Raw genomic sequence first — 20,039 nt, forward strand, 5'->3', positions numbered from 1 at the left:
GCGAACCGGTAAACCGCGTATTCTATCGGGCTTGCGGCGTTTTCTTCACGCCGCCCCCTTGAATGTGCGCTCAGATCTCAGCGCTTGACCCTGAACCAGGCCGCGTACATGGCGGGCAGCGCCAGCAAAGTCAAGGCGGTTGCCACGATCAGGCCGCCCATGATGGCCACCGCCATGGGCCCCCAAAACACGCTGCGCGACAGCGGGATCATGGCGAGCACCGCGGCGGCAGCCGTCAGCACGATCGGCCTGAATCGATGTACGGCGGCCTCGACGATGGCGTCCCAGGTGGCCACGCCGCGCGCCCTGCCCTGCTCAATCTGATCGATCAAGATGACCGAGTTGCGCATGATCATCCCAGCCAGAGCAATGAAGCCTAACAAGGCGACAAAGCCAAACGGACGATTCAGCAACAGCAAGGCGCCTGCCACCCCTGCGATGCCCAAGGGCGCCGTCAAGATCACCAAGACCGTGCGTGAGAAGCTGTGCAGTTGCAGCATCAGCAAGGTCAGCATGATGAACAGCATGACCGGCACGCCCGCTGCAATGGACCCTTGCCCCTTAGAGCTTTCTTCCACAGCCCCGGCAATCTGGATGTCCATGCCATCAGGCATTTGCGCCTTGAGCTTTTGAAGTTCGGGCCACACTTGGGCCGTCACCGTGGCGCCCTGTACGCCGTCGACGACGTCGCCCTGCACCGTGGCCGCATACTTGCGCCCCTCGCGCCACAGCACACCGGGCTCCCAGGTGAAGTCAATCTTGGCAATTTGGGTCAACGGGATCGAGCGGCCGTTGGTGGTGGGAATGTAGGCATTGGCAATGTCGGTGATGGCATCGCGCTCCTCTTTGGGTTGGCGCAGCACGATGTCCACCAGCTTGTCGCCGTCTCGGAACTGCCCGATCACACTGCCGGACAACATGACTCGCGAGGCCTGCGCAATGCTCTGGCTGCTCACGCCCAAGGCGCGAGCCTTGTCTTGGTCGATGTTCAGGCGCAAAACCTTGACCGACTCGTTCCAGTTGTCGTTGACACCGCGCATGCTGGGGTTGTTGCGCAAAATGGCCTTGGCCTGGTCGGCCCATTCCCGCACCGATTGCACGTCCGGACCCACGACACGGAACTGAACCGGATAAGGCACTGGAGGGCCGTTAGGCAAGAGCTTCAGACGCGCCCGCGCCTCGGGGAACTCACTGGCCAGGACCTCGGGCAAGCGCTTGCGCAGGGCCTCGCGCTCGGCCAAGCTGGTGGGCAGCAAGATGAACTGGCTGACGTTGGCCTGCGGGAAAACCTGGTCCAGCGGCAGGTAGAAGCGGGGCACGCCGCTGCCCACCCAGGCGGTCACGCTCTGTATGCCCGCTTCTTTGGCCACCCGCTGCTCAAAGCGCCGCGCCAGAGCCTCTGACTCCTGAATGGTGGAGCCTTCCGGCAACCACAAGTCCACCAGCAACTCCGGACGACTCGAATCGGGGAAGAACTGCTGCTGCACCTTGCCCATGCCGACGATGCCTAGCGCAAAGACCAACAAGGTGGCGCCAATGGTGGCCCAGCGGTGCTCCACGCACCAGTTCACCAGCGCCCTGAAGCGGCTGTAGAACGGCGTATCAAACAGCTCATGCGCCTCGCCGTCATGCGCCTTTTTGGTCTTGAGCAGCCAAGCCCCGAGGTAGGGGACGAAGTACACCGACACCACCCATGAAATGACCAAGGCAGCGGAGGTCACGGCAAAAATGGCAAAGGTGTATTCGCCCACAGAGGACTTGGCCAAGCCGATGGGCAAAAAGCCCGCCGCCGTGATCAGCGTGCCCGTCAGCATAGGCATGGAGGTGACCTCATACGCATAAGTGGCGGCCGACTTGCGATCAAAGCCCTCCTCCATTTTGCGCACCATCATCTCTACGGCAATGATGGCGTCGTCGACCAACAAGCCCAAGGCAATGATCAACGAGCCCAGCGAAATCTTGTGCAGGCCCACGCCCCAATAGAACATCGTGACAAAGGTGATGGCCAGCACCAAGGGAATGGTGATGCCCACCACCATGCCGGGCCAAATGTCGATGCGCAGCGGCTTGGTGTGCAAGCCGAGACTGATAAAGCTGACAGCCAACACAATCACCACGGCCTCGATCAACACGCCAACAAACTCATTGACGGAGCGGCTGACCGCCTGCGGTTGGTCTTGAATCTGGCTCAACTCAATACCCACGGGCAATTGCGCTTTGATCTCTGCCGTTTTGGCTTGCAAAGCCTTGCCCATGCGGATGATGTCTCCGCCTTTGGCCATGGAGACACCCAGCGCAATGACCTGCTCGCCTTGGTGGCGCACCATCACGCTGGGCGGGTCGACATAGGCGCGCTTGATTTCAGCAATGTCGCCCAGCTTCAGGGATGTGGCTTGGCCGGTGGCAGGGTTCACCACCCGAATGGGCAGTTGGCGCAGGCTGTCCTCATTCTGCAAAGCGCCGCCCACCCGAACCTGAAGATTCTGGGTGCCCGCATTCAAGACACCCGCCCCCTCCACCGCGTTTTGAGCACCCAATTGGCCGATGACCTGATTCAGGTCTATGCCCAACTGCGCCAGGCGCTTCTGAGAAATCTCGATGAAAAGCTTCTCGGCTTGGGCGCCAAACAGCTCGACCTTGGCAACATCAGTCACCCTCAGCAAGCTGGAACGGACCCGCTCGGCATGGACGCGGAGTTCCTCGGGAGAAAAGCCATCGGCACGCAAGGCGTAGATGGACCCATAGACATCACCGAAATCGTCATTGAAGACCGGGCCAATCACCCCAGCCGGCAAGGTGTGGCGCATGTCATTGACACGCTTGCGCGCTTGATACCAAGCCTCGCTCACCTCTTTGCCAGGAGCTGAGTCCTTGAGCTGAATGATGGTCAGCGACTCACCGGGCTTGGTGTAGCTGCGCAAAATGTCGGCATTGGGTACCTCTTGCAAGGTGCGCTCGACCTTGTCGGTCACTTGCTCGGCCATTTGCTGTGCCGTCGCACCCGGCCAAAACGCTTGCACCACCATCGCCCGGAAGGTGAACGGCGGGTCCTCGTCCTGACCGAGTTGGAAGTAGGCCGCCAGTCCCAAAATCATCAGCACCACCATCAGGTAGCGCGTCAGCGGAGCATGCTCCAGGGCCCAGCGTGAAATATTGAAGCGCGTCGCGCCTGTGTCAGGGTTGTGGCTCATGCGTGAACTCTTTCGGCCTGACTCAACGCGACGCTGCGGATGCAGCAGCAGCAGCGGGGTCTTTGTAGAGGCGAACCTTTTGGCCAGGCGTCAGCACATGAACCCCCGCCGTCACCACCACCTCGCCGGCCTTCAAGCCCGAGGCCACCAGCACATCATTGCCATCAGCCGTGGCCACCACGATGGGTTGCTGCCTCACGGTCATCGCCGGGGTGTCCAGCACCCACACCACAGACTGCCCCTTGGCTTGGGCCACCGCCGTCAGCGGCAGCCGCAGAGCGGCACTGGGCGCGCTGTGCGCCACCGTGACGGTGGCGGTTTGCCCCAGTTTGGCCGGCATGGCGCCGACATCGGCCTTGGCGAGGAAGGTGCGGGTTTGCGCGTCTGCCGCCGCAGAGACCTCGCGCAGCGTGGCCTTGTGCGGGGTTGCATCACCCCAGAGTTGCACCGTCAATGCGCCGGCCTTGCCTTGCAGGGCCTTCAAGCTATTGACTTGATGCTCCGGGATCGCGAACACCGCGTCCCTGGGCCCGTCATAGGCCACGCGAACCACTGGCGTGCCGGCGGACAGCACCTGGCCGGGTTCTGCATCCACCGCCGTCACCACGCCCGATCGGTCGGCCACGAGGCTGGCATATTGAGCTTGGTTGCCCTGCAAACTGGATTGCGCGCGCGCTTGGTCCCATTGCGCTTTGGCCGACTTGGCGGCTGCTTCGCGCCGGTCCATCTCTGCCGCGCCAATAAAGCCTTGTGCGCGCAGCTCGCGGTAGCGGCGTGCGTCAGCTTCTGCCTGTTCATATTGGGTTTGTGCCGCAGTCAAGGCGGCTTTGGCCGCATCCGCGCCCAACTTCAAGTCCTGCGGGTCCAACTGGGCCAACACCTGCCCAGCCCGCACGCTGTCACCCAACTGCACGGGGCGGCTGAGCAACTTGCCTGCGACCCGAAAACTCAAACGAGACTCAGACTGAGCGCGGATGTCAGCGGCGAACTCGTGGCGTGACTGTGTGTCTCCGCCCCCCACCACCGTCGTTCTGACCGCCCGAATGGGCTCGACCACGGGCTCAGGTTTCGAGCAGGCCACCAGGCCCAAGGCGAGCACGGCCACAAGGCCTGCCAAGTGCTGAATCTTCACCGTGAATCCTCTTTCTGCTGAGCTGCGGGGCTCAGCAACTTTAAATTAATGACTGACTGGTCAGTAATATAGTGGGCCTGAACCCAACGGTCAACGCCACTGTCTGCGATTCCACACGCCCAACAGGGGTGCGTCCCGGACGCTGTGACAATCGGCACGGTGAGCGTCGACCATTATGAAAACTTTCCCGTTGCCTCTTGGCTCTGCCCGCCTGCGCTGCGGCCTGCCATCACGGCCCTTTATTGGTTCGCGCGGACGGCTGACGACCTCGCGGACGAAGGTGAGGCCAGCCCAGAATCTCGCCGCGCCGACTTGGCGGCCTATCGGCGAGATTTGCGCTGCGTTTACGACGGCCAACCCGTCAGCCCTCGCTGGGCGCCCGTGTTCGCCCCCTTGCGAGAGGCCATTCACCAGCATGGATTGCCGCAGGACCTGCTGGCGGCGCTGCTCGATGCGTTCGAGCAAGATACCTACAACCTCCCCTTCCCCGACCGCGCCGCCCTGCTGGCCTATTGCAGCCGCTCGGCCAATCCTGTGGGGCGCTTGTTGCTGCATCTCTACGGTGTCAGCCATGCCCAAGCCTTGCAGCAGTCAGATGCCATCTGTAGTGCACTGCAGTTGATCAACTTTTGGCAAGACCTGAGCCGAGACTTACCGCGTGGACGCCACTATGTGGCGGAAAGTGATTTGCAACGCTTTGGGATGCGCCGGGCTGACCTCAACGCGCTGTGCGCCAGCGGCGTGGCCACTGATGCGGCGCAAGCCCTGACCCGCGATTTGGTGCAGTGGGCCAAGGCGCTGATGCTGCAAGGGCAGCCGCTGGTCCACACCTTGCCTGGTCGTGCGGGGTGGGAGCTGCGCCTGGTCGTGCTCGGGGGCTTACGAATTCTTGAGAAAATCGAGGCCATGAACTTCCACTGCATTGCTCACCGCCCGCGCCTGACCGCCTGGGATGCCCCCGTGCTCATCTGGCGCGCGCTTTGGATGCGTGCCCAATGACGCCGCAAGAGTACGTGCAGCAAAAGGCTGCAGCCAGTGGATCGTCGTTCTACTACGCCTTCCTTTTCTTGCCGACCGAGCGCAGAGCCGCCATCACCGCGTTCTATGCGTTTTGCCGAGAAGTCGATGATGTGGTCGATGAGGTCAGTGACCCTCAAGTAGCGGCCGTGAAGCTGGCCTGGTGGCGCAAGGAAGTGGCCAGCGCGTTTGCGGGCCAGCCCAGCCACCCGGTGATGCAGGCCTTGCTGCCCCACAGTTCAGCCTTTGGCATCCGCCCGGAGCACCTGATGGCCGTCATTGACGGCTGCCAAATGGACCTGGACCAAACCCGGTACTTGGACTTTGAGGGCTTGGAGCGCTACTGTCATTTGGTGGCTGGCGTGGTGGGCGAGGTGGCCTGCTCGATCTTCGGGCGCACCAGTGAGCAAACCATCCAGTACGCGCACCGCTTGGGATTGGCGATGCAACTGACCAACATCATTCGCGATGTGGGGGACGACGCGCGCCGGGGCCGCATTTATTTGCCCATCAGCGAGTTACAGCAGTTTGAGGTCAAGGCCCACGAGATTCTGCAGCGCAGCGCGCCTTGGGGCTACAGCGATCGTTTCCTCGCCTTGATGAATTTTCAGGCCCAGCGTGCGCATCGCCTCTACGACGAAGCGTTCGCGCTGCTGCCCGAGGCAGACCGCAACGCCCAGAAGCCCGGGCTGATGATGGCCAACATCTACCGCAGCCTGCTGGTCGACATCGAGCGCCAAGGCTTTCAGGTGCTGCACCAGCGCACCTCGCTGACCCCCTTGCGCAAGCTGTGGATCGCTTGGCGCACGCATTGGCGCGGCCGCTGATGGCTCCGCTGCGTGTGGCCGTGGTGGGCGCGGGCTGGGCAGGCTTGTCGGCCGCCGTCTCCGCCACTCAGGCCGGGCACCGTGTCACCGTTTTTGAGGCCGCACACCGGCCAGGGGGGCGCGCCCGCACCCTCCCCCAAGGCGATCTGCCGCTGGACAACGGCCAGCACATTCTGATTGGCGCCTACAGCCAGACGCTGGCCCTGATGCACACCGTGGGGGTGGACACCAGTGCCGCCCTGCATCGCATGCCCTTGCGCCTGATCGACCCGTCGGGCAAGGGGCTTTGTCTGCCCAGCGGGCCGACCACCTTGGCTTTTTTGCGGGGTGTGATCGCATGGGCGGACATGCCCTGGCGCAGCCGCTTGAGCCTGATGCGACTGGCCCTGGGGTGGCGCCTCTCCGGCTTTCGCTGTGCCAGCGAGGTGAGCGTCGCCCAGCTTTGCCGTGAGGCTCCGCCAGACCTGATGCAAGCGCTGATTGAGCCCTTGTGTGTCGCCGCGCTGAACACGGATGCCGCCCGGGCCAGCGGTCAAGTCTTTTTGAATGTGCTGCGGGATGCCCTGTTTGGCCCCACGGGCTCTGCTGACCTGCTGCTGCCTCGACAACCATTGAGTGACCTGCTGCCCGGGCGCGCCTGGGCCTGGCTGCAGGCCCATGGCGCTCAGCTTCATGCGGGCCACACGGTGCGGCAGCTCAAGCAAGACTTGGACGGGTGGCGGGTAGAGGGTCAGTCGTTTGACCAAGTCATCCTGGCGACGCCTGCGCGCGAGGCCTCCAGGCTGGTGGGAGACCTTTCGCCCGCCTGGGCAGCGTCTGCGGACAGCCTGCAGCATGAACCCATCGTGACGGTCTGGCTACGCGCTCAAGGGGCTGCGTGGCCCTGCCCCATGTTGAGCTTCCCAAGCCAAGCTGGGGCACCCGCCCAGTTTGGCTTTGACTTGGGCGCATTGGGGGGGCCTGCTCACCTCTTCACCCTGGTGGTCAGTGCGGCAGGCCCCGCCCTGGCCGACGGCCTAGAGGCCTGCGGCCAGGCCGTTCGCCAGCAGGTCTTGCAGGCCATGATGCCGGGTGCAGGCCAGCGGACCTCCGACTACGAGGTGGTGGCGGTCCGTGCCGACAAGCGCGCCACCTTTGTCTGCAGCCCAGGCCTGCAGCGGCCAGCGATGCAAATTGCACCGGGACTGCGCGCCGCAGGGGATTACGTCGAGGGGCCGTATCCGGCCACACTGGAAGGTGCGGTGAGAGCAGGAAGCACTGCAGCGTGCTTTGAAAGGAATCGGGCGATTTGAGGTCCAGGATCCAATTGCTATAGCGCAAATGCGTTTCGCCATGCAAAAATGCGGCCTTCTACGCGGTATGGACCCATGACGAAAAAGGACCCTCAGACTCCCAGCATTCAAGTCTTGTCCAGAGCCTTTGCGCTGCTGGATGTCCTGGCCACGCATCAAGACCCGGTTCCGCTCAAAGAGTTGAGTGAAAAGACGGGACTACATCCCTCTACCGCCCACCGCATCTTGAATGATCTGGCTGCCGGCCGCCTCGTCGACCGGCCCGAAGCGGGGGCGTACCGCTTGGGCATGCGTTTGCTGGAGTTGGGCAATTTGGTCAAGGCGCGGCTGGATGTCCGGGATGCCGCCATTGGCCCGATGCGTGAGCTGCACAAACTCACCCACCAACCCGTCAATCTGTCTGTGCGGCAGGGCGACGAAATTGTGTACATCGAGCGGACCTACAGCGAGCGCTCCGGCATGCAGGTGGTGCGCGCTGTGGGTGGCCGTGCGCCCTTGCATTTAACCTCTGTCGGCAAGCTCTTCTTGGCTCACGAAGACCCGCAGCGGGTTCGGGCCTATGCCACCCGCACGGGGCTGGCTGGCCACACCCGAAACAGCCTCACCGACCTGGCTGCCTTGGAGCGCGAGTTGGCTCGCGTGCGGCGCGACGCTGTCGCGCGTGACGATGAAGAGTTGGAGTTGGGCGTCCGCTGCATGGCTGCCGGAATCTTTGACGACCAAGGCAAATTGGTGGCCGGTCTCTCAGTCTCTGCGCCCGCTGACAGACTGGAAGAAAGCTGGCTGGACCGAGTCAAAGGCACGGCCAGTCAGATCTCTCAGTCCTTGGGCTTTCGAGGCTAAGCCGCTCAGGGCACAAAAAAGCCAGATCATTGATCTGGCTTTTTTCTGGGGAAGGTATCCGGCGAAGGTCAGCGTACTGCGCTTTGAACCACTGGGGCCCCAACCGGTGTGTTGAGCACACCCAGGCGACGGCCCGAAGACCCCATGCTGACGACATCCGAGGACATCAGCCACTGACGAATCCGCTCGGCATCGCCAATCCGGGAATACTTGCCCGCTGAATCAAGCAGCACCAAGATCAGCTTTCTGCCGGCCAATTGCGCCTGCATCACCAAGCATTGACCGGCCTCACTGATGTACCCCGTCTTCTGCAATCCGATGTCCCAGTTGGGGTTGAGCACCAAGCGGTTGGTCGTGTGGTAGTTCAATTGGCGCTGGCCTACGCTCACTTGGTATTCCGGCGAGGTCGATAACTCGCGGATCAGCGGAAAGTTATAGGCGGCCTTCACCAAGGTGGCCAAATCTTGGGCGCTCGATTGATTCTGGCTGGACAAGCCCGTCGGCTCCACATAGCGGGTGTCGTGCATGCCCAATTGACGCGCCTTGCTGTTCATCGCCGCCACGAAAGATGACAGGCCGCCAGGATGGTGGCGCCCCAAGGCATTCGCAGCCCGGTTCTCGGATGACATCAACGCCAAGTGGAGCATCTCGCCGCGGGTCAGCTGACTGCCAACCTGCAAGCGGGACGAACTGCCCTTTTCGGTGTCGACATCGTCTTGTGAAATGGTCAGTACTTCTTGCAGTGACTGCTGAGACTCACTGACCACCACCGCCGTCATCAGCTTGGTGATCGAGGCAATCGGGAGCACTGCTTGCGAGTTCTTGCTGATCAAGACCTCATTGGTGTCTTGATCCAACACATAGGCCACACTGGACTTCAAGGACAAAGGATCCTGCGTGTCGTGCAAGCCGTAAAGCTGGCCAAAGGACTGGCGTGCCGGCTCAGCAGGCAAGCGCACCACTGACCGCTTGGCTGCGACTGCCGCCTTGCCCTTGCCGCGACTGGAGACCACCGAGCGCGATGCAGCCGCGCGGCTTGACGACACTCGAGCTTTAGACCCGCTGCCGGCCGAGGCGGACTTGGCGGATTTACTCGACTTGGAAGCCTTGGCGTTTGCCGCAGCTTTTGACGGGGCCGACTTGGCACTGGCCGAGGACTTCCCCTTTGTCGAGGCCTCTGCCGGGGAAACGCCCAAGGTCAGGGTCAGCGCGACAGCACAAGCCGCCCCCAAAAGAGGCTGCAAGCAGCTTGCAATGCTGTGAGAGAGGAACTTCTGCATGGCTATGGGGCGCTCAGAGCGCGTCGCGCGCGTTGGGTGGAGTCTATTGGAAACCAAAAAAACACGCAATATCAAAAACTTGCGTCAATTTCCTCAAGTGCTAATACGCTCGATGAGCAGGCCGCAAGCCTTGGCGACAAGAGTCGCCAAGGGATAAGAAGCACTCAACCCTGTGCAGCGACCCGCTCAGTGTTGGAGTGCAACTTATTCAGCGCCGACAAATAGGCTTTCGCAGAGGCCACCACAATGTCAGGGTCGGCACCGACACCGTTGACCACACGACCGCCATGCTGAAGACGCACTGTCACCTCGCCCTGTGATTCTGTGCTGCCCGACGTGATGGCATTGACCGAATACAGCAGCATTTCAGCGCCACTTTGAACCACGCTTTCAATGGCACGTAGGCTGGCATCGACCGGGCCGTTGCCCTCACTGTGCACAGAATGCTCTGCGTCACCAATGGCCAGAGTCACAGAAGCTTGTGGGCGCTCGCCGGTTTCAGAGCGTTGCGCCAAAGAGATCAAGCGGAAGTGTTCTTTGACAGCGGTCACGCTCTCGTCAGAGACCAGCGCAATGATGTCTTCATCAAAGATTTCGCTCTTGCGGTCTGCGAGGTCTTTGAAACGGGTGAACGCCGCGTTGATCTCGCCCTCAGACTCCAACTCAATGCCCAACTCTTGCAGCCGCTGCTTGAAGGCATTGCGCCCAGAGAGCTTGCCCAGCACGATCTTGTTGGCTGCCCAGCCCACATCTTCTGCTCGCATGATTTCGTAGGTGTCGCGGGCCTTCAAGACGCCGTCCTGGTGAATGCCCGAAGCGTGCGCAAAGGCGTTTGCGCCCACGACCGCCTTGTTGGGCTGCACCACAAAGCCAGTGGTCTGACTGACCATGCGTGAGGCCGGCATGATCTGGGTGGTGTCAATACCGACCTCCAAGCCAAAATGATCCCGCCGGGTACGGATGGCCATCACCACTTCTTCCAGCGCGCAGTTACCGGCTCGCTCACCCAGGCCGTTAATGGTGCATTCAATCTGGCGAGCGCCACCAATCTTCACACCCGCCAAAGAATTCGCCACAGCCATGCCCAAATCGTTATGGCAATGAACCGACCAAATGGCCTTGTCAGAATTGGGCACGCGCTCACGCAAATTGCGAATGAACTCGCCGTACAACTCAGGAATCGCGTATCCCACGGTATCGGGGATATTGATGGTGGTAGCGCCTTCCGCAATCACGGCCTCAAGGACCCGGCACAAAAAGTCTGGCTCAGAGCGATAACCATCCTCCGGCGAAAACTCAATATCGCCGCACAGATTGCGCGCAAACCGCACCGCCAGCTTGGCTTGCTCAAACACCTGGTCTGGCGACATGCGGAGCTTTTTCTCCATATGCAATGGGCTCGTCGCGATGAAGGTGTGGATCCGAGCCCGGTTGGCCCCAGCCAATGCCTCGGCGGCACGGGAGATATCTCGGTCATTGGCGCGCGCCAGTGAGCAAACGGTGGAGTCCTTGATGTGATCGGCAATCGTCTTGACGGCCTCGAAATCCCCGTTAGAAGAGGCTGCAAAGCCGGCTTCGATCACGTCCACGCGCAGACGTTCCAGTTGACGGGCAATGCGCAGCTTTTCATCGCGGGTCATGGAAGCGCCGGGCGATTGCTCGCCGTCACGCAAAGTCGTGTCGAAAATGATCAGCTTGTCACTCATGGATAGCTCCAGGATTAGGCGATGTGCACGCAGCCCGAATGAAAACGGCCCGCTGCGTTGCGCTGGCGGGCCGTGAATTCGGAAAAACTGTGAGGTTCAGACGAAATCGATCAACGTGCCCGCAGCCGTGCTAGGGGTAGCGATAGCGCAATAGAGCGGGCCATCTGGATCGAGTTCATCGCTCGAATATAGCACGAAGTTTCAGTGCAGCGCCTCAATGCAGCCCCCGCTCGTCAGGTTCATCCGTGGAGGTGGCGATGACACTCACCGGTTTGCCCTTGGCCTTGCGCATGAAATACACCACATACCCCGAGACGCCATAGACGCAGAACAGCCCAAACAACATGCCGGGTACATGCAGGTTGATCAGTGCAATCAACAAGGCAATCGCCACGATGACGATGAAGGGCACCGTCTTCTTGAAGCTAACGTCTTTGAAGCTGTAAAAAGGCACATTCGTGACCATGGTCAGGCCAGCGTAAAGCGCCACGGCCGCTGCCACCCACGGCATGCCCGGCATGGTGGAAACGTTCTTGAAGCCTGCGTCGTCCATGACCCAAATGAAGCCCGTCACCAAGGCGGCGGCTGCAGGGCTGGGCAAGCCTTGAAAGTAGCGCTTGTCCACCACCCCGATGTTGGTGTTGAAGCGCGCCAAGCGCAAGGCTGCGCAGGCGCAGTAAACAAACGCGGGGATCAGCCCCCATTTGCCCTGCCCCTTCAGCGCCCACTCATAAACGATCAAGGCGGGGGCCGCACCAAAGCTGACCATGTCCGACAAGCTGTCCATTTGCTCGCCAAACGCACTTTGCGTATTGGTCATGCGCGCCACACGCCCATCCAAGCTGTCGAGCACCATGGCACAGAACACGGCCACAGCAGCGTGCTCGAAGCGGCCATTCATGGCCATCACAATGGCATAAAAGCCCGCGAACAGCGCGGCCAGAGTCACCGCATTCGGCAGGGCGTAAATGCCTTTGCGACGTGGGCGAGCAGGCTCGACCACTTCAGCGTCGTCATCTTGAGGAACTTGTTCAGGACTGTTCATGAACCATGTCAGGGTTGATCAAGCTGTGGAGCATACCTCAGCCCAAAATTGAAAAAGGCCGCTCTTGAGCGGCCTCGAGGTCAGCAAGAAACAGCCTGAAGACGGGCCCAGGCTGAGTCTCTCGACATCAGTTGCGGGACTTATCGACCAGCTTGTTGGCCTTGATCCAAGGCATCATGGCGCGGAGTTGTTCGCCCACGACTTCAATCTGATGCTCTTCGGTCAGACGGCGACGAGAGATCAGGGTCGGCGCACCGGCCTTGTTCTCCAAGATGAAGCTCTTGGCGTACTCACCCGTCTGGATGTCCTTCAGGCATTGCTGCATGGCCTTCTTGGTCTCTGCGGTGACGACGCGCGGGCCGGTGACGTACTCACCATACTCGGCGTTGTTAGAGATCGAGTAGTTCATGTTGGCGATGCCGCCTTCATAGATCAAGTCCACGATGAGCTTCAGCTCATGCAGGCACTCGAAGTAGGCCATCTCGGGGGCATAACCAGCCTCGACCAAGGTTTCGAAGCCCGCCTTGATCAGCTCGACCGTACCACCGCACAGCACAGCCTGTTCGCCGAACAAGTCGGTTTCAGTCTCTTCGCGGAAGTTGGTCTCGATGATGCCAGCCTTGCCACCACCGTTGGCGGCAGCGTAGGACAGCGCCAAGTCACGAGCCTTGCCAGACTTGTCTTGGTAGACGGCGATCAGGTGGGGCACGCCGCCACCTTGGCGGTAGGTGCCGCGCACAGTGTGGCCGGGCGCCTTGGGAGCGACCATCCAGACGTCCAGGTCTGCACGGGGCACGACTTGGCCGTAGTGCACATTGAAGCCATGGGCGAAGACCAAGGAAGCACCCGACTTGATGTTGGGCTCCACCTCGTTCTTGTAGACGTCAGCAATCTGCTCGTCCGGCAGCAAGATCATGACCACGTCTGCAGCCTTCACGGCATCAGCGATCTCGGCGACCTTCAGGCCAGCGCCTTCGGCCTTGGCCCACGAAGCACCGCTCTTACGCAGGGCCACAGTGACCTTGACGCCGGAGTCGTTCAAGTTCTGAGCGTGTGCATGGCCTTGGGAGCCATAGCCAATGATGGCGACGTTCTTGCCCTTGATGAGGGAGAGGTCGGCGTCCTTGTCGTAATAAACCTTCATGATGGTTCTCTCTTGCAATGAAATCAGGCGGGATGGGAAAAAGGGTGATCGCCAGTCGGCAATCAGACGCGCAAGATGCGCTCGCCGCGCCCGATCCCGCTGGAGCCGGTGCGCACGGTTTCTAGGATGGCGGCGCGGTCAATGCCTTCAATAAAGGCATCGAGCTTGCCAGCGTCGCCGGTCAGTTCGATGGTGTAGCTCTTTTCGGTCACATCAATGATGCGACCGCGGAAGATGTCGGCCATGCGCTTCATCTCTTCGCGCTCCTTGCCGACGGCACGCACCTTGATCAGCATGAGTTCACGCTCGGTGAACTGGCCTTCGGTCAGGTCGACCACTTTGACCACATCGACCAAGCGGTTCAGATGCTTGGTGATCTGCTCGATCACTTCGTCCGAGCCGGTGGTGACGATGGTCATGCGCGACAGCGAAGCATCTTCGGTCGGGGCGACCGTCAGGCTTTCGATGTTGTAGCCGCGGGCAGAAAACAGCGCCACGACGCGGGACAGGGCACCTGGCTCGTTCTCGAGCAGCACCGCAATGATGTGTTTCATGGGTTTTCAACTCCTGGTGGGGCTCTTCAGCGCAGCAGCGGTAACTGCTGCGCTTTGACCGCACCGATTCAGTGAATGTCTAACGCTTTGTCTGAAGTTCAGCCGCCCTCCGCTGCCGCACGACCTTCGAGCCGGTAAGCTCGAATGCCCACGGCCGCTTGCAGGCGTCAGAGGTCTTCAGAGCCCAACAGCATCTCAGAGATGCCCTTACCCGCCTTGACCATGGGCCAGACGTTTTCGGTCGGGTCCGTGCGCACGTCCAAGAAGACGGTGCGGTCTTTCAGGCGGATCATTTCGCGCAGTGCAGGCTCGATCTCTGAGGGCTTCTCGATCTTCAAGCCCACGTGGCCGTAAGCCTCAGCCAGCTTGACGAAGTCGGGCAGCGCATCCATATAGCTGTGCGAGTAGCGGCCTTGGTAATCCAACTCCTGCCACTGACGCACCATACCCAAGTAGCGATTGTTCAGAGCAATCACTTTGACCGGCGTTTTGTACTGCTGGCAGGTCGAGAGCTCCTGGATGTTCATCTGGATGGAGCCTTCACCGGTGATGCAGAACACATCTGCGTCAGGCTTGGCCAGTTTGATGCCCATGGCATAGGGCAAGCCCACGCCCATGGTGCCCAAGCCACCGGAGTTGATCCAGCGGCGCGGATCTTCAAAGCGGTAATACTGGGCCGCCCACATCTGGTGTTGACCGACATCGGAGGTGACATAGGCGTCGGTGCCTCGCGTCATCTCCCACAGGGCTTCCACGACTTGCTGGGGCTTGATGACGTCAGGGCTGCGCTTGTAAGCCAGGCACTCGCGCTTACGCCATTCGTTGATCTGGCCCCACCACTGCGCCAGCACCCCTGCGTCGGGGCGTGCTTGGGCTTCGCGGATCTGAGCGATCAGTTCTTGCAGCACGTCCTTGACGTCGCCGACGATGGGAATGTCCACCTTCACGCGCTTGGAGATCGACGAGGGGTCGATGTCGATATGGACGATCTTGCGCTCCACCGACGCAAAGTGCTTGGGGTTGCCAATCACACGGTCATCAAAACGCGCGCCGACGGCCAAGAGCACATCGCAGTGCTGCATGGTCATATTGGCTTCGTAGGTGCCGTGCATACCCAACATTCCCAAAAACTTCGGGTCGCTGGAGGGTGTTGTGCCCAAGCCCATCAGCGTGTTGGTGACGGGGTAGCCCAGCAAGTCGCACAGCTCGCGCAACTCAGCCGTGGCATTGCCCAAGATCACACCGCCACCGGTGTAGATGTAGGGGCGGCGCGCTTGCAGCAGCAATTGGACGGCCTTGCGGATCTGGCCCCCATGCCCCTTCTTAACGGGGTTGTAGGAGCGCATCTCCACCTGTTCTGGGTAGTGGAAAGGCGTCTTGCTCAGCGAGACATCCTTAGGAATGTCCACCACCACGGGGCCCGGGCGACCCGTGCGGGCAATGTGGAAGGCCTTTTTGAGCGTCATGGCCAGGTCGCGAACGTCCTTGACCAGGAAATTGTGTTTGACGATGGGCCGCGTGATGCCAACCGTGTCGCACTCTTGGAAAGCATCGAGGCCGATCGCCGGCGTCGGAACCTGCCCGGTGATGATCACCATCGGGATGGAATCCATGTAGGCGGTTGCAATGCCGGTCACAGCATTGGTCACACCCGGACCGGATGTCACCAAGGCAACACCAACATCGCCCGTCGCGCGCGCATAGCCGTCAGCGGCATGTACCGCGGCCTGCTCATGGCGCACCAATACGTGCTGAATCGACTCTTGCTGGTACAGCGCGTCGTAGATGTAGAGCACCGATCCGCCTGGGTAACCCCAGATGTACTTGACGCCTTCGGCTTGCAAGCAGCGAACGAGGATTTGGGAGCCGTTGGGCTCTTGAGCGGGGGTGGCGGGGGAAGAATTTTGCGGCTGTGCCGAAGCGGCACGCTTCATATCCGCGGCAGACATGTCCATTTTCGAACCTCTGTGAATTTCTCTGACGAAAAACCTTCGGTGCCCCTCCTCGCACCCTTGTGGGGCGGACTCGGAACCTGCGCGTCAACAACTACCTAGTCCCTTGGTCGGGACGGATTGAGACCCTGATCGCAAATTGTGCGAAGCAGCATTATCGCACTGTTGCAGTGCTTACCCGAATTCGGGTGACATAATCCGCCGGTTTTTCGGGCTTGACCCGAGCAATTGTTCGCCTTGGCCACCGACAAAGAACTCACGGACTTCCTCAAGAGCACCGAAAAGCGCGCTTTCAAGCGCACGTTTTTCGCCGTGCGTGACGAGGACGCAGCCCTGGACATCGTTCAGGATGCCATGATCCGTCTGGCCGAAAAATACGCCGACCGCCCTGCCGCCGAGCTGCCTCTGGTGTTCCAGCGCATTCTGTCGAATGCGACGATGGACCACTTCAGGCGCCAAAAAGTGCGCAATGCGGTGATGCAAAACCTGTCCGATTTTGAAGGCGCCGGAGATGATGGCGACTTTGATCTCCTGGAGATGTTGGCCGCCGAGGGCACGCTGGGCGCAGAAAGCGCAGTTGACACGGTCGGGCGGGAACAAATATTGCTAAAAATCGAAGAGGCTGTTCAAGGCTTGCCTGGTCGTCAACGGGAAGCCTTCCTCCTGCGTTACTGGGAGGAAATGGACGTTGCGGAGACTGCAACGGTGATGGGCTGTTCCGAAGGCAGCGTCAAGACGCATTGCTCACGGGCGGTCCAAGCACTGGCCAAAGTACTTCGAGCCAAGGGAATTACGCTGTGAAAACCAAACCAACACTTCCCCTGTCAGGACACACGAGACTGGACGGCCACGACGGTGTCGAGGCCAGAGTCGGGCTTCGCATCGCAGCGCTGCTCACCGAACGCAGCGCCAGCACCGACCATGCGATCAACGAGCGCCTGCGTGTTGCCCGCGAGCAAGCCCTCGCGCGTGCCCGGGCTCGGCGTCTGCAAGAACAGGCCGCCCAAGGCATCTCGACGCTGGGCGGCAGCTTGGCACTACGGGGTGGGCCTACTGGCAGCAGTTGGTTGCAACGTATGGGTTTCGTGCTGCCCTTGGTGGTGTTGCTGCTTGGCATGTTTGCCATCGATGAATGGCATGAAGCCGCCCAAATCCAAGCAGCAGTCGAAGTCGACAGTGCCTTGCTGTCAGACCCTCTGCCGCCAGATGCATACCGTGACCCCGGATTCCTGGAATTCCTGAAGGCCCCGCCCGTTGAGACCTCAGATGTTCAGATCAGCGAAGTCACTGAGTAATGCTCGCCGCCAGAGCGTCGGTGGGGCGGTCGTTTGCGCAGGTTTGCTGCTGTGCGGCGCCTTGGCGCAGCCGGCGGCAGCAGCGCCACTGACGGCCCAAGCGAGTCCCGATTGGGCCGGCCTGACCCCCAGCCAGCAGCAAGTTCTGCAGCCCTTGCGGCCCGAATGGGCCAGCATGAATGACGACAGACGCCAGAAATGGCTGGAGATTGCGGCGCGATTTCCCTCGATGACTCCAGAGAATCAGCAGCGCGTGCGCGATCGCATGCGTGAATGGTCGCGGATGACACCGCAGCAGCGCAGCGAGGCGCGTCTGGTGTTCCAGCAAACCAAGCAAGTGCCAGAGGCTCAAAGACAAGCTCAGTGGGAAGCCTACCAGGCTCTTCCGCCCGAAAAAAAGGCTGAGTTCGCGGCACGCGCCAAGCCGGCCGTCACAGCTGCGGCGGCCAGTGGCGCCACGCAAGCAAAGGCCCAGTCGCCCCACCAAGCGGTGCGCTCTGCGCCCCTGGCAGCTCAAGTCCAGAAGTCCAATGTCGTGGTGGCACCGCCCACCAACACTCCCATTGCGCGGGCAGTGGCGCCCACCGTGGTCCGCAGTTCCACCGGCGCAACCACCAGCTTGATCACCAAGCCCCCTGCCAGCCCCACCCACCAGCAAGCCGGTTTGCCCAAGATCACCGCCAACCCTGGCATGGTGGACCGCAAGACCTTGTTGCCGCAACGCGGCCCACAAGGCGCGGCCATCCAGCCCACGGCCACCGCTGCTATCGCCGCCTCTGGCGCCTCAGCCCAGTGAGCGCGCCTGTAGATCCGGTGGCCGGGCTGACCGGCCCCGACGGTAGTCCTGCGCATACGCCCGCCTTGAGTCGTCGTCTCTCGGCCTTCATGTATGAAGGCGTCTTGTTGTTTGGCGTGCTCATGATCTCAGGGCTGATCTATGCAGGCCTCACGCAGATGAAGCATGCCCTGCAGGGAGCACTGGGGTTCCAAGTCTTCTTGTTCTTGGTGCTGGGCCTTTATTTTGTATGGTTCTGGACCCACGGTGGGCAGACGGTAGCGATGAAGGCTTGGCACATCCGTTTGGTGGACACGGAAGGCCGGGCTGTGACGTGGCAGAGGGCCAGCCTGCGCTACGTGCTGAGTTGGTTGTGGTTTGTGCCCGCCTTGGTCTCCATGCGCAGCCTGGGCTTTCACAGTGGTGCGGCCTTCTTCGGTGCGCTCTTTGCCGGCGTGGTCACCTACGCCTTGCTGACTCGCCTGCACCCTCAACGTCAGTTCTGGCACGATGCGGTTTGCGGCACCCGCCTGGTCACTTGGCGTCATCCGCCCCGTCAGCGGCCCAGCAAGCCTTGAGCCTGGCCGTCCTTTTCAGCACTTGCCACCCGATGACCAATCCTCACAAGGGCCGTACAGGCCTCGATCGCATCATTCGTGCCACCGGCTACTCCTTGTCGGGCCTGAAAAAGGCCTACCAAGGCGAGAGCGCCTTCCGCCAAGAAACTTGGCTCGCCATCGTCTTGATTCCCGCGGCACTGTGGTTGGGCCAAGACTGGACCCAACGCGCCGTGCTGATCAGCAGCGTGGCCCTGGTCTTGATCGTCGAGTTATTGAACAGCGGCATTGAAGCCGTGGTCGACCGCGTCAGCTTCGAGCACCATGAGCTTTCCGGCCGGGCCAAAGACATTGCCAGTGCCGCCGTTTTCGTCTCCCTCATGCTGTGCGCGGGCCTGTTCTTGTCGGCCCTATGGATGAAGGTCGGCGCGTGAGCAGCAGCGTGACTCGCCCCTCGGTGTGCGTCTATTGCGGCGCACGTCCTGGGGTGGGTGAGCAGTGGCTCAAGCAGGCCCACCTCATGGGTGAAGCCATCGCCGCGCGCGGCTGGCGGCTGGTGTATGGCGGCGGCAATGTCGGCCTGATGGGCGCGGTGGCTGATGCAGCCCTCGCCAACGGGGCGGAAGTGGTCGGCGTCATTCCTGAACGTTTGCTCACGCTGGAAGTCGCCCACCAAGGCTTGAGTGAGCTGGTGGTGGTGCAAACCATGCACCAGCGCAAACAGCGCATGGCGGAACTCTCGCAAGGCTTTGTCGCCCTGCCCGGCGGCATCGGCACTTTTGAAGAGTTGTTTGAGGTCTGGACCTGGCGCCATTTGGGCTATCACCAGCACCCCATCGGCTTGCTCAATGCTCAGGGCTTCTTCGATGGCTTGCTGAGCTTTCTGGCGCAGACTGAAACCGCGGGCTTCACCGACCCCAGCCAGCACGCGATGCTGAGCGTCGAGCGGGACGTCGATGCATTGCTGGACCGCATGGCTGGCGCCATGCACACCTCCACCGGCAGCTTCCAACTGATCTGATGACCTGAAGCGCACAGGCGCAAAAAAGCCCCTCGCAAGGGGCTGGTGCTGGCGGCGAAGGTTTTCAGACGGCCGACTCGTCGGTCTCACCAGTGCGGATGCGAACCACTTGCTCCACCGGCATCACGAAGATCTTGCCGTCACCGATCTTGCCGGTCTTGGCGGCTTTGACAATGGCTTCAATGGAGCGATCCACATCGCTGTCCTTGACGACCACTTCCACCTTGACCTTGGGCAGAAAGTCCACCACGTATTCCGCGCCCCGATACAACTCGGTGTGGCCTTTTTGACGGCCAAAACCTTTGACCTCCGTCACAGTCAGGCCCGAGACGCCGACATCGGCCAGTGCCTCACGCACTTCTTCGAGCTTGAAGGGTTTGATGATGGCGGTGATCTGCTTCATTGACG

The 20,039-nt window shown here is 61.2% G+C and carries 20 protein-coding genes; 11 read left to right on the forward strand and 9 right to left on the reverse strand.

What is annotated here, in order from left to right; genetic code table 11:
- Nucleotides 1-77: 77 nt before the first annotated feature.
- A complete protein-coding gene (locus KAK11_RS06360; RefSeq protein ID WP_210807377.1) occupies nt 78-3,191 on the reverse strand; it encodes an efflux RND transporter permease subunit in 3,114 nt (1,037 codons plus the stop codon).
- 22 nt (nt 3,192-3,213) lie between these two features.
- Nucleotides 3,214-4,323: an efflux RND transporter periplasmic adaptor subunit gene (locus tag KAK11_RS06365; protein WP_310737754.1), complete on the reverse strand. Its 1,110-nt coding sequence runs from the start codon at nt 4,321-4,323 to the stop codon at nt 3,214-3,216.
- 159 nt (nt 4,324-4,482) lie between these two features.
- Here KAK11_RS06365 and hpnC point away from each other — a divergent pair, with 159 nt between their 5' ends.
- The 4 genes from hpnC to KAK11_RS06385 all read left to right on the forward strand — a co-directional run bounded on the left by hpnC (nt 4,483) and on the right by KAK11_RS06385 (nt 8,302).
- Nucleotides 4,483-5,322 (forward strand): squalene synthase HpnC, encoded by an 840-nt coding sequence (gene hpnC, locus KAK11_RS06370; RefSeq protein WP_210807378.1) that lies wholly within the window; start codon nt 4,483-4,485, stop codon nt 5,320-5,322.
- Nucleotides 5,319-6,167: a presqualene diphosphate synthase HpnD gene (gene hpnD / locus KAK11_RS06375; RefSeq protein WP_210807380.1), complete on the forward strand. Its 849-nt coding sequence runs from the start codon at nt 5,319-5,321 to the stop codon at nt 6,165-6,167. The genes hpnC and hpnD overlap by 4 nt, the downstream gene beginning before the upstream one ends.
- Nucleotides 6,167-7,459: a hydroxysqualene dehydroxylase HpnE gene (gene hpnE, locus KAK11_RS06380; protein WP_210807382.1), complete on the forward strand. Its 1,293-nt coding sequence runs from the start codon at nt 6,167-6,169 to the stop codon at nt 7,457-7,459. The genes hpnD and hpnE overlap by 1 nt, the downstream gene beginning before the upstream one ends.
- A gap of 75 nt (nt 7,460-7,534) precedes the next feature.
- Entirely contained in the window at nt 7,535-8,302 is a 768-nt protein-coding gene (locus KAK11_RS06385) for an IclR family transcriptional regulator (protein ID WP_210807384.1), read from the forward strand.
- 68 nt (nt 8,303-8,370) lie between these two features.
- Here KAK11_RS06385 and pbpG read toward each other — a convergent pair whose 3' ends face one another.
- Entirely contained in the window at nt 8,371-9,348 is a 978-nt protein-coding gene (gene pbpG / locus KAK11_RS06390; RefSeq protein WP_310737755.1) for a D-alanyl-D-alanine endopeptidase, read from the reverse strand.
- On the opposite strand from pbpG, the gene KAK11_RS22165 reads away from it, so the two are divergent.
- Nucleotides 9,272-9,565: a hypothetical protein gene (locus tag KAK11_RS22165; protein WP_310737765.1), complete on the forward strand. Its 294-nt coding sequence runs from the start codon at nt 9,272-9,274 to the stop codon at nt 9,563-9,565. The genes pbpG and KAK11_RS22165 overlap by 77 nt on opposite strands.
- 181 nt (nt 9,566-9,746) lie before the next feature.
- Here KAK11_RS22165 and KAK11_RS06395 read toward each other — a convergent pair whose 3' ends face one another.
- From KAK11_RS06395 to KAK11_RS06415, 5 genes are all read right to left on the reverse strand, one after another.
- Nucleotides 9,747-11,288, reverse strand: coding sequence for a 2-isopropylmalate synthase (locus tag KAK11_RS06395; protein ID WP_210807388.1), 1,542 nt, complete (start codon nt 11,286-11,288; stop codon nt 9,747-9,749).
- A gap of 214 nt (nt 11,289-11,502) precedes the next feature.
- The gene (pssA, locus tag KAK11_RS06400; protein ID WP_210807390.1) at nt 11,503-12,333 is read right to left on the reverse strand and encodes a CDP-diacylglycerol--serine O-phosphatidyltransferase; all 831 of its coding nucleotides are present in this window, start codon (nt 12,331-12,333) and stop codon (nt 11,503-11,505) included.
- A 127-nt stretch (nt 12,334-12,460) separates the two neighbouring features.
- A complete protein-coding gene (gene ilvC / locus KAK11_RS06405) occupies nt 12,461-13,477 on the reverse strand; it encodes a ketol-acid reductoisomerase (RefSeq protein ID WP_210807392.1) in 1,017 nt (338 codons plus the stop codon).
- Between the two features lie 62 nt (nt 13,478-13,539).
- Complete coding sequence (gene ilvN, locus KAK11_RS06410) at nt 13,540-14,031, reverse strand: acetolactate synthase small subunit (protein ID WP_210807394.1); 492 nt, start codon at nt 14,029-14,031, stop codon at nt 13,540-13,542.
- Nucleotides 14,032-14,198: 167 nt separating this feature from the next.
- Complete coding sequence (locus KAK11_RS06415) at nt 14,199-15,986, reverse strand: acetolactate synthase 3 catalytic subunit (RefSeq protein ID WP_210807396.1); 1,788 nt, start codon at nt 15,984-15,986, stop codon at nt 14,199-14,201.
- 234 nt (nt 15,987-16,220) lie between these two features.
- Between KAK11_RS06415 and KAK11_RS06420 the strand changes: the two genes are divergently transcribed.
- From KAK11_RS06420 to KAK11_RS06445, 6 genes are read left to right on the forward strand one after another with little or no spacing between them, the layout of a single operon-like run.
- Nucleotides 16,221-16,784 (forward strand): RNA polymerase sigma factor, encoded by a 564-nt coding sequence (locus KAK11_RS06420; protein WP_210807398.1) that lies wholly within the window; start codon nt 16,221-16,223, stop codon nt 16,782-16,784.
- Entirely contained in the window at nt 16,781-17,278 is a 498-nt protein-coding gene (locus tag KAK11_RS06425; protein ID WP_310737756.1) for a DUF3619 family protein, read from the forward strand. Before KAK11_RS06420 ends, KAK11_RS06425 begins: the two co-directional genes overlap by 4 nt.
- Nucleotides 17,250-18,074, forward strand: a complete 825-nt coding sequence (locus KAK11_RS06430) for a DUF3106 domain-containing protein (RefSeq protein ID WP_210807400.1) — start codon at nt 17,250-17,252, stop codon at nt 18,072-18,074. The genes KAK11_RS06425 and KAK11_RS06430 overlap by 29 nt, the downstream gene beginning before the upstream one ends.
- Nucleotides 18,071-18,631: an RDD family protein gene (locus tag KAK11_RS06435; protein WP_210807402.1), complete on the forward strand. Its 561-nt coding sequence runs from the start codon at nt 18,071-18,073 to the stop codon at nt 18,629-18,631. The genes KAK11_RS06430 and KAK11_RS06435 overlap by 4 nt, the downstream gene beginning before the upstream one ends.
- A gap of 32 nt (nt 18,632-18,663) precedes the next feature.
- Nucleotides 18,664-19,044, forward strand: a complete 381-nt coding sequence (locus KAK11_RS06440) for a diacylglycerol kinase (RefSeq protein ID WP_210807404.1) — start codon at nt 18,664-18,666, stop codon at nt 19,042-19,044.
- Nucleotides 19,045-19,052: 8 nt separating this feature from the next.
- Entirely contained in the window at nt 19,053-19,631 is a 579-nt protein-coding gene (locus tag KAK11_RS06445) for an LOG family protein (RefSeq protein WP_310737757.1), read from the forward strand.
- A 64-nt stretch (nt 19,632-19,695) separates the two neighbouring features.
- Here KAK11_RS06445 and KAK11_RS06450 read toward each other — a convergent pair whose 3' ends face one another.
- A complete protein-coding gene (locus KAK11_RS06450) occupies nt 19,696-20,034 on the reverse strand; it encodes a P-II family nitrogen regulator (protein WP_210807408.1) in 339 nt (112 codons plus the stop codon).
- Between the last annotated feature and the right edge of the window lie 5 nt (nt 20,035-20,039).

This window comes from Ideonella paludis, from assembly GCF_018069865.1.
GTDB classification, from domain to species: Bacteria; Pseudomonadota; Gammaproteobacteria; order Burkholderiales; family Burkholderiaceae_C; genus Ideonella; species Ideonella paludis.

What these genes read in the sequence shown, in the direction of transcription:
- KAK11_RS06430 (WP_210807400.1), top strand. Translation starts at nt 17,250, where the DNA reads ATGTTCAGATCAGCGAAGTCACTGAGTAATGCTCGCCGCCAGAGCGTC.
- ilvC (WP_210807392.1), bottom strand. Translation starts at nt 13,477, where the DNA reads ATGAAGGTTTATTACGACAAGGACGCCGACCTCTCCCTCATCAAGGGC.
- KAK11_RS06450 (WP_210807408.1), bottom strand. Translation starts at nt 20,034, where the DNA reads ATGAAGCAGATCACCGCCATCATCAAACCCTTCAAGCTCGAAGAAGTG.
- KAK11_RS06415 (WP_210807396.1), bottom strand. Translation starts at nt 15,986, where the DNA reads ATGGACATGTCTGCCGCGGATATGAAGCGTGCCGCTTCGGCACAGCCG.
- pssA (WP_210807390.1), bottom strand. Translation starts at nt 12,333, where the DNA reads ATGAACAGTCCTGAACAAGTTCCTCAAGATGACGACGCTGAAGTGGTC.
- ilvN (WP_210807394.1), bottom strand. Translation starts at nt 14,031, where the DNA reads ATGAAACACATCATTGCGGTGCTGCTCGAGAACGAGCCAGGTGCCCTG.
- KAK11_RS06360 (WP_210807377.1), bottom strand. Translation starts at nt 3,191, where the DNA reads ATGAGCCACAACCCTGACACAGGCGCGACGCGCTTCAATATTTCACGC.
- KAK11_RS06385 (WP_210807384.1), top strand. Translation starts at nt 7,535, where the DNA reads ATGACGAAAAAGGACCCTCAGACTCCCAGCATTCAAGTCTTGTCCAGA.
- hpnE (WP_210807382.1), top strand. Translation starts at nt 6,167, where the DNA reads ATGGCTCCGCTGCGTGTGGCCGTGGTGGGCGCGGGCTGGGCAGGCTTG.
- KAK11_RS06395 (WP_210807388.1), bottom strand. Translation starts at nt 11,288, where the DNA reads ATGAGTGACAAGCTGATCATTTTCGACACGACTTTGCGTGACGGCGAG.
- hpnD (WP_210807380.1), top strand. Translation starts at nt 5,319, where the DNA reads ATGACGCCGCAAGAGTACGTGCAGCAAAAGGCTGCAGCCAGTGGATCG.
- KAK11_RS06440 (WP_210807404.1), top strand. Translation starts at nt 18,664, where the DNA reads ATGACCAATCCTCACAAGGGCCGTACAGGCCTCGATCGCATCATTCGT.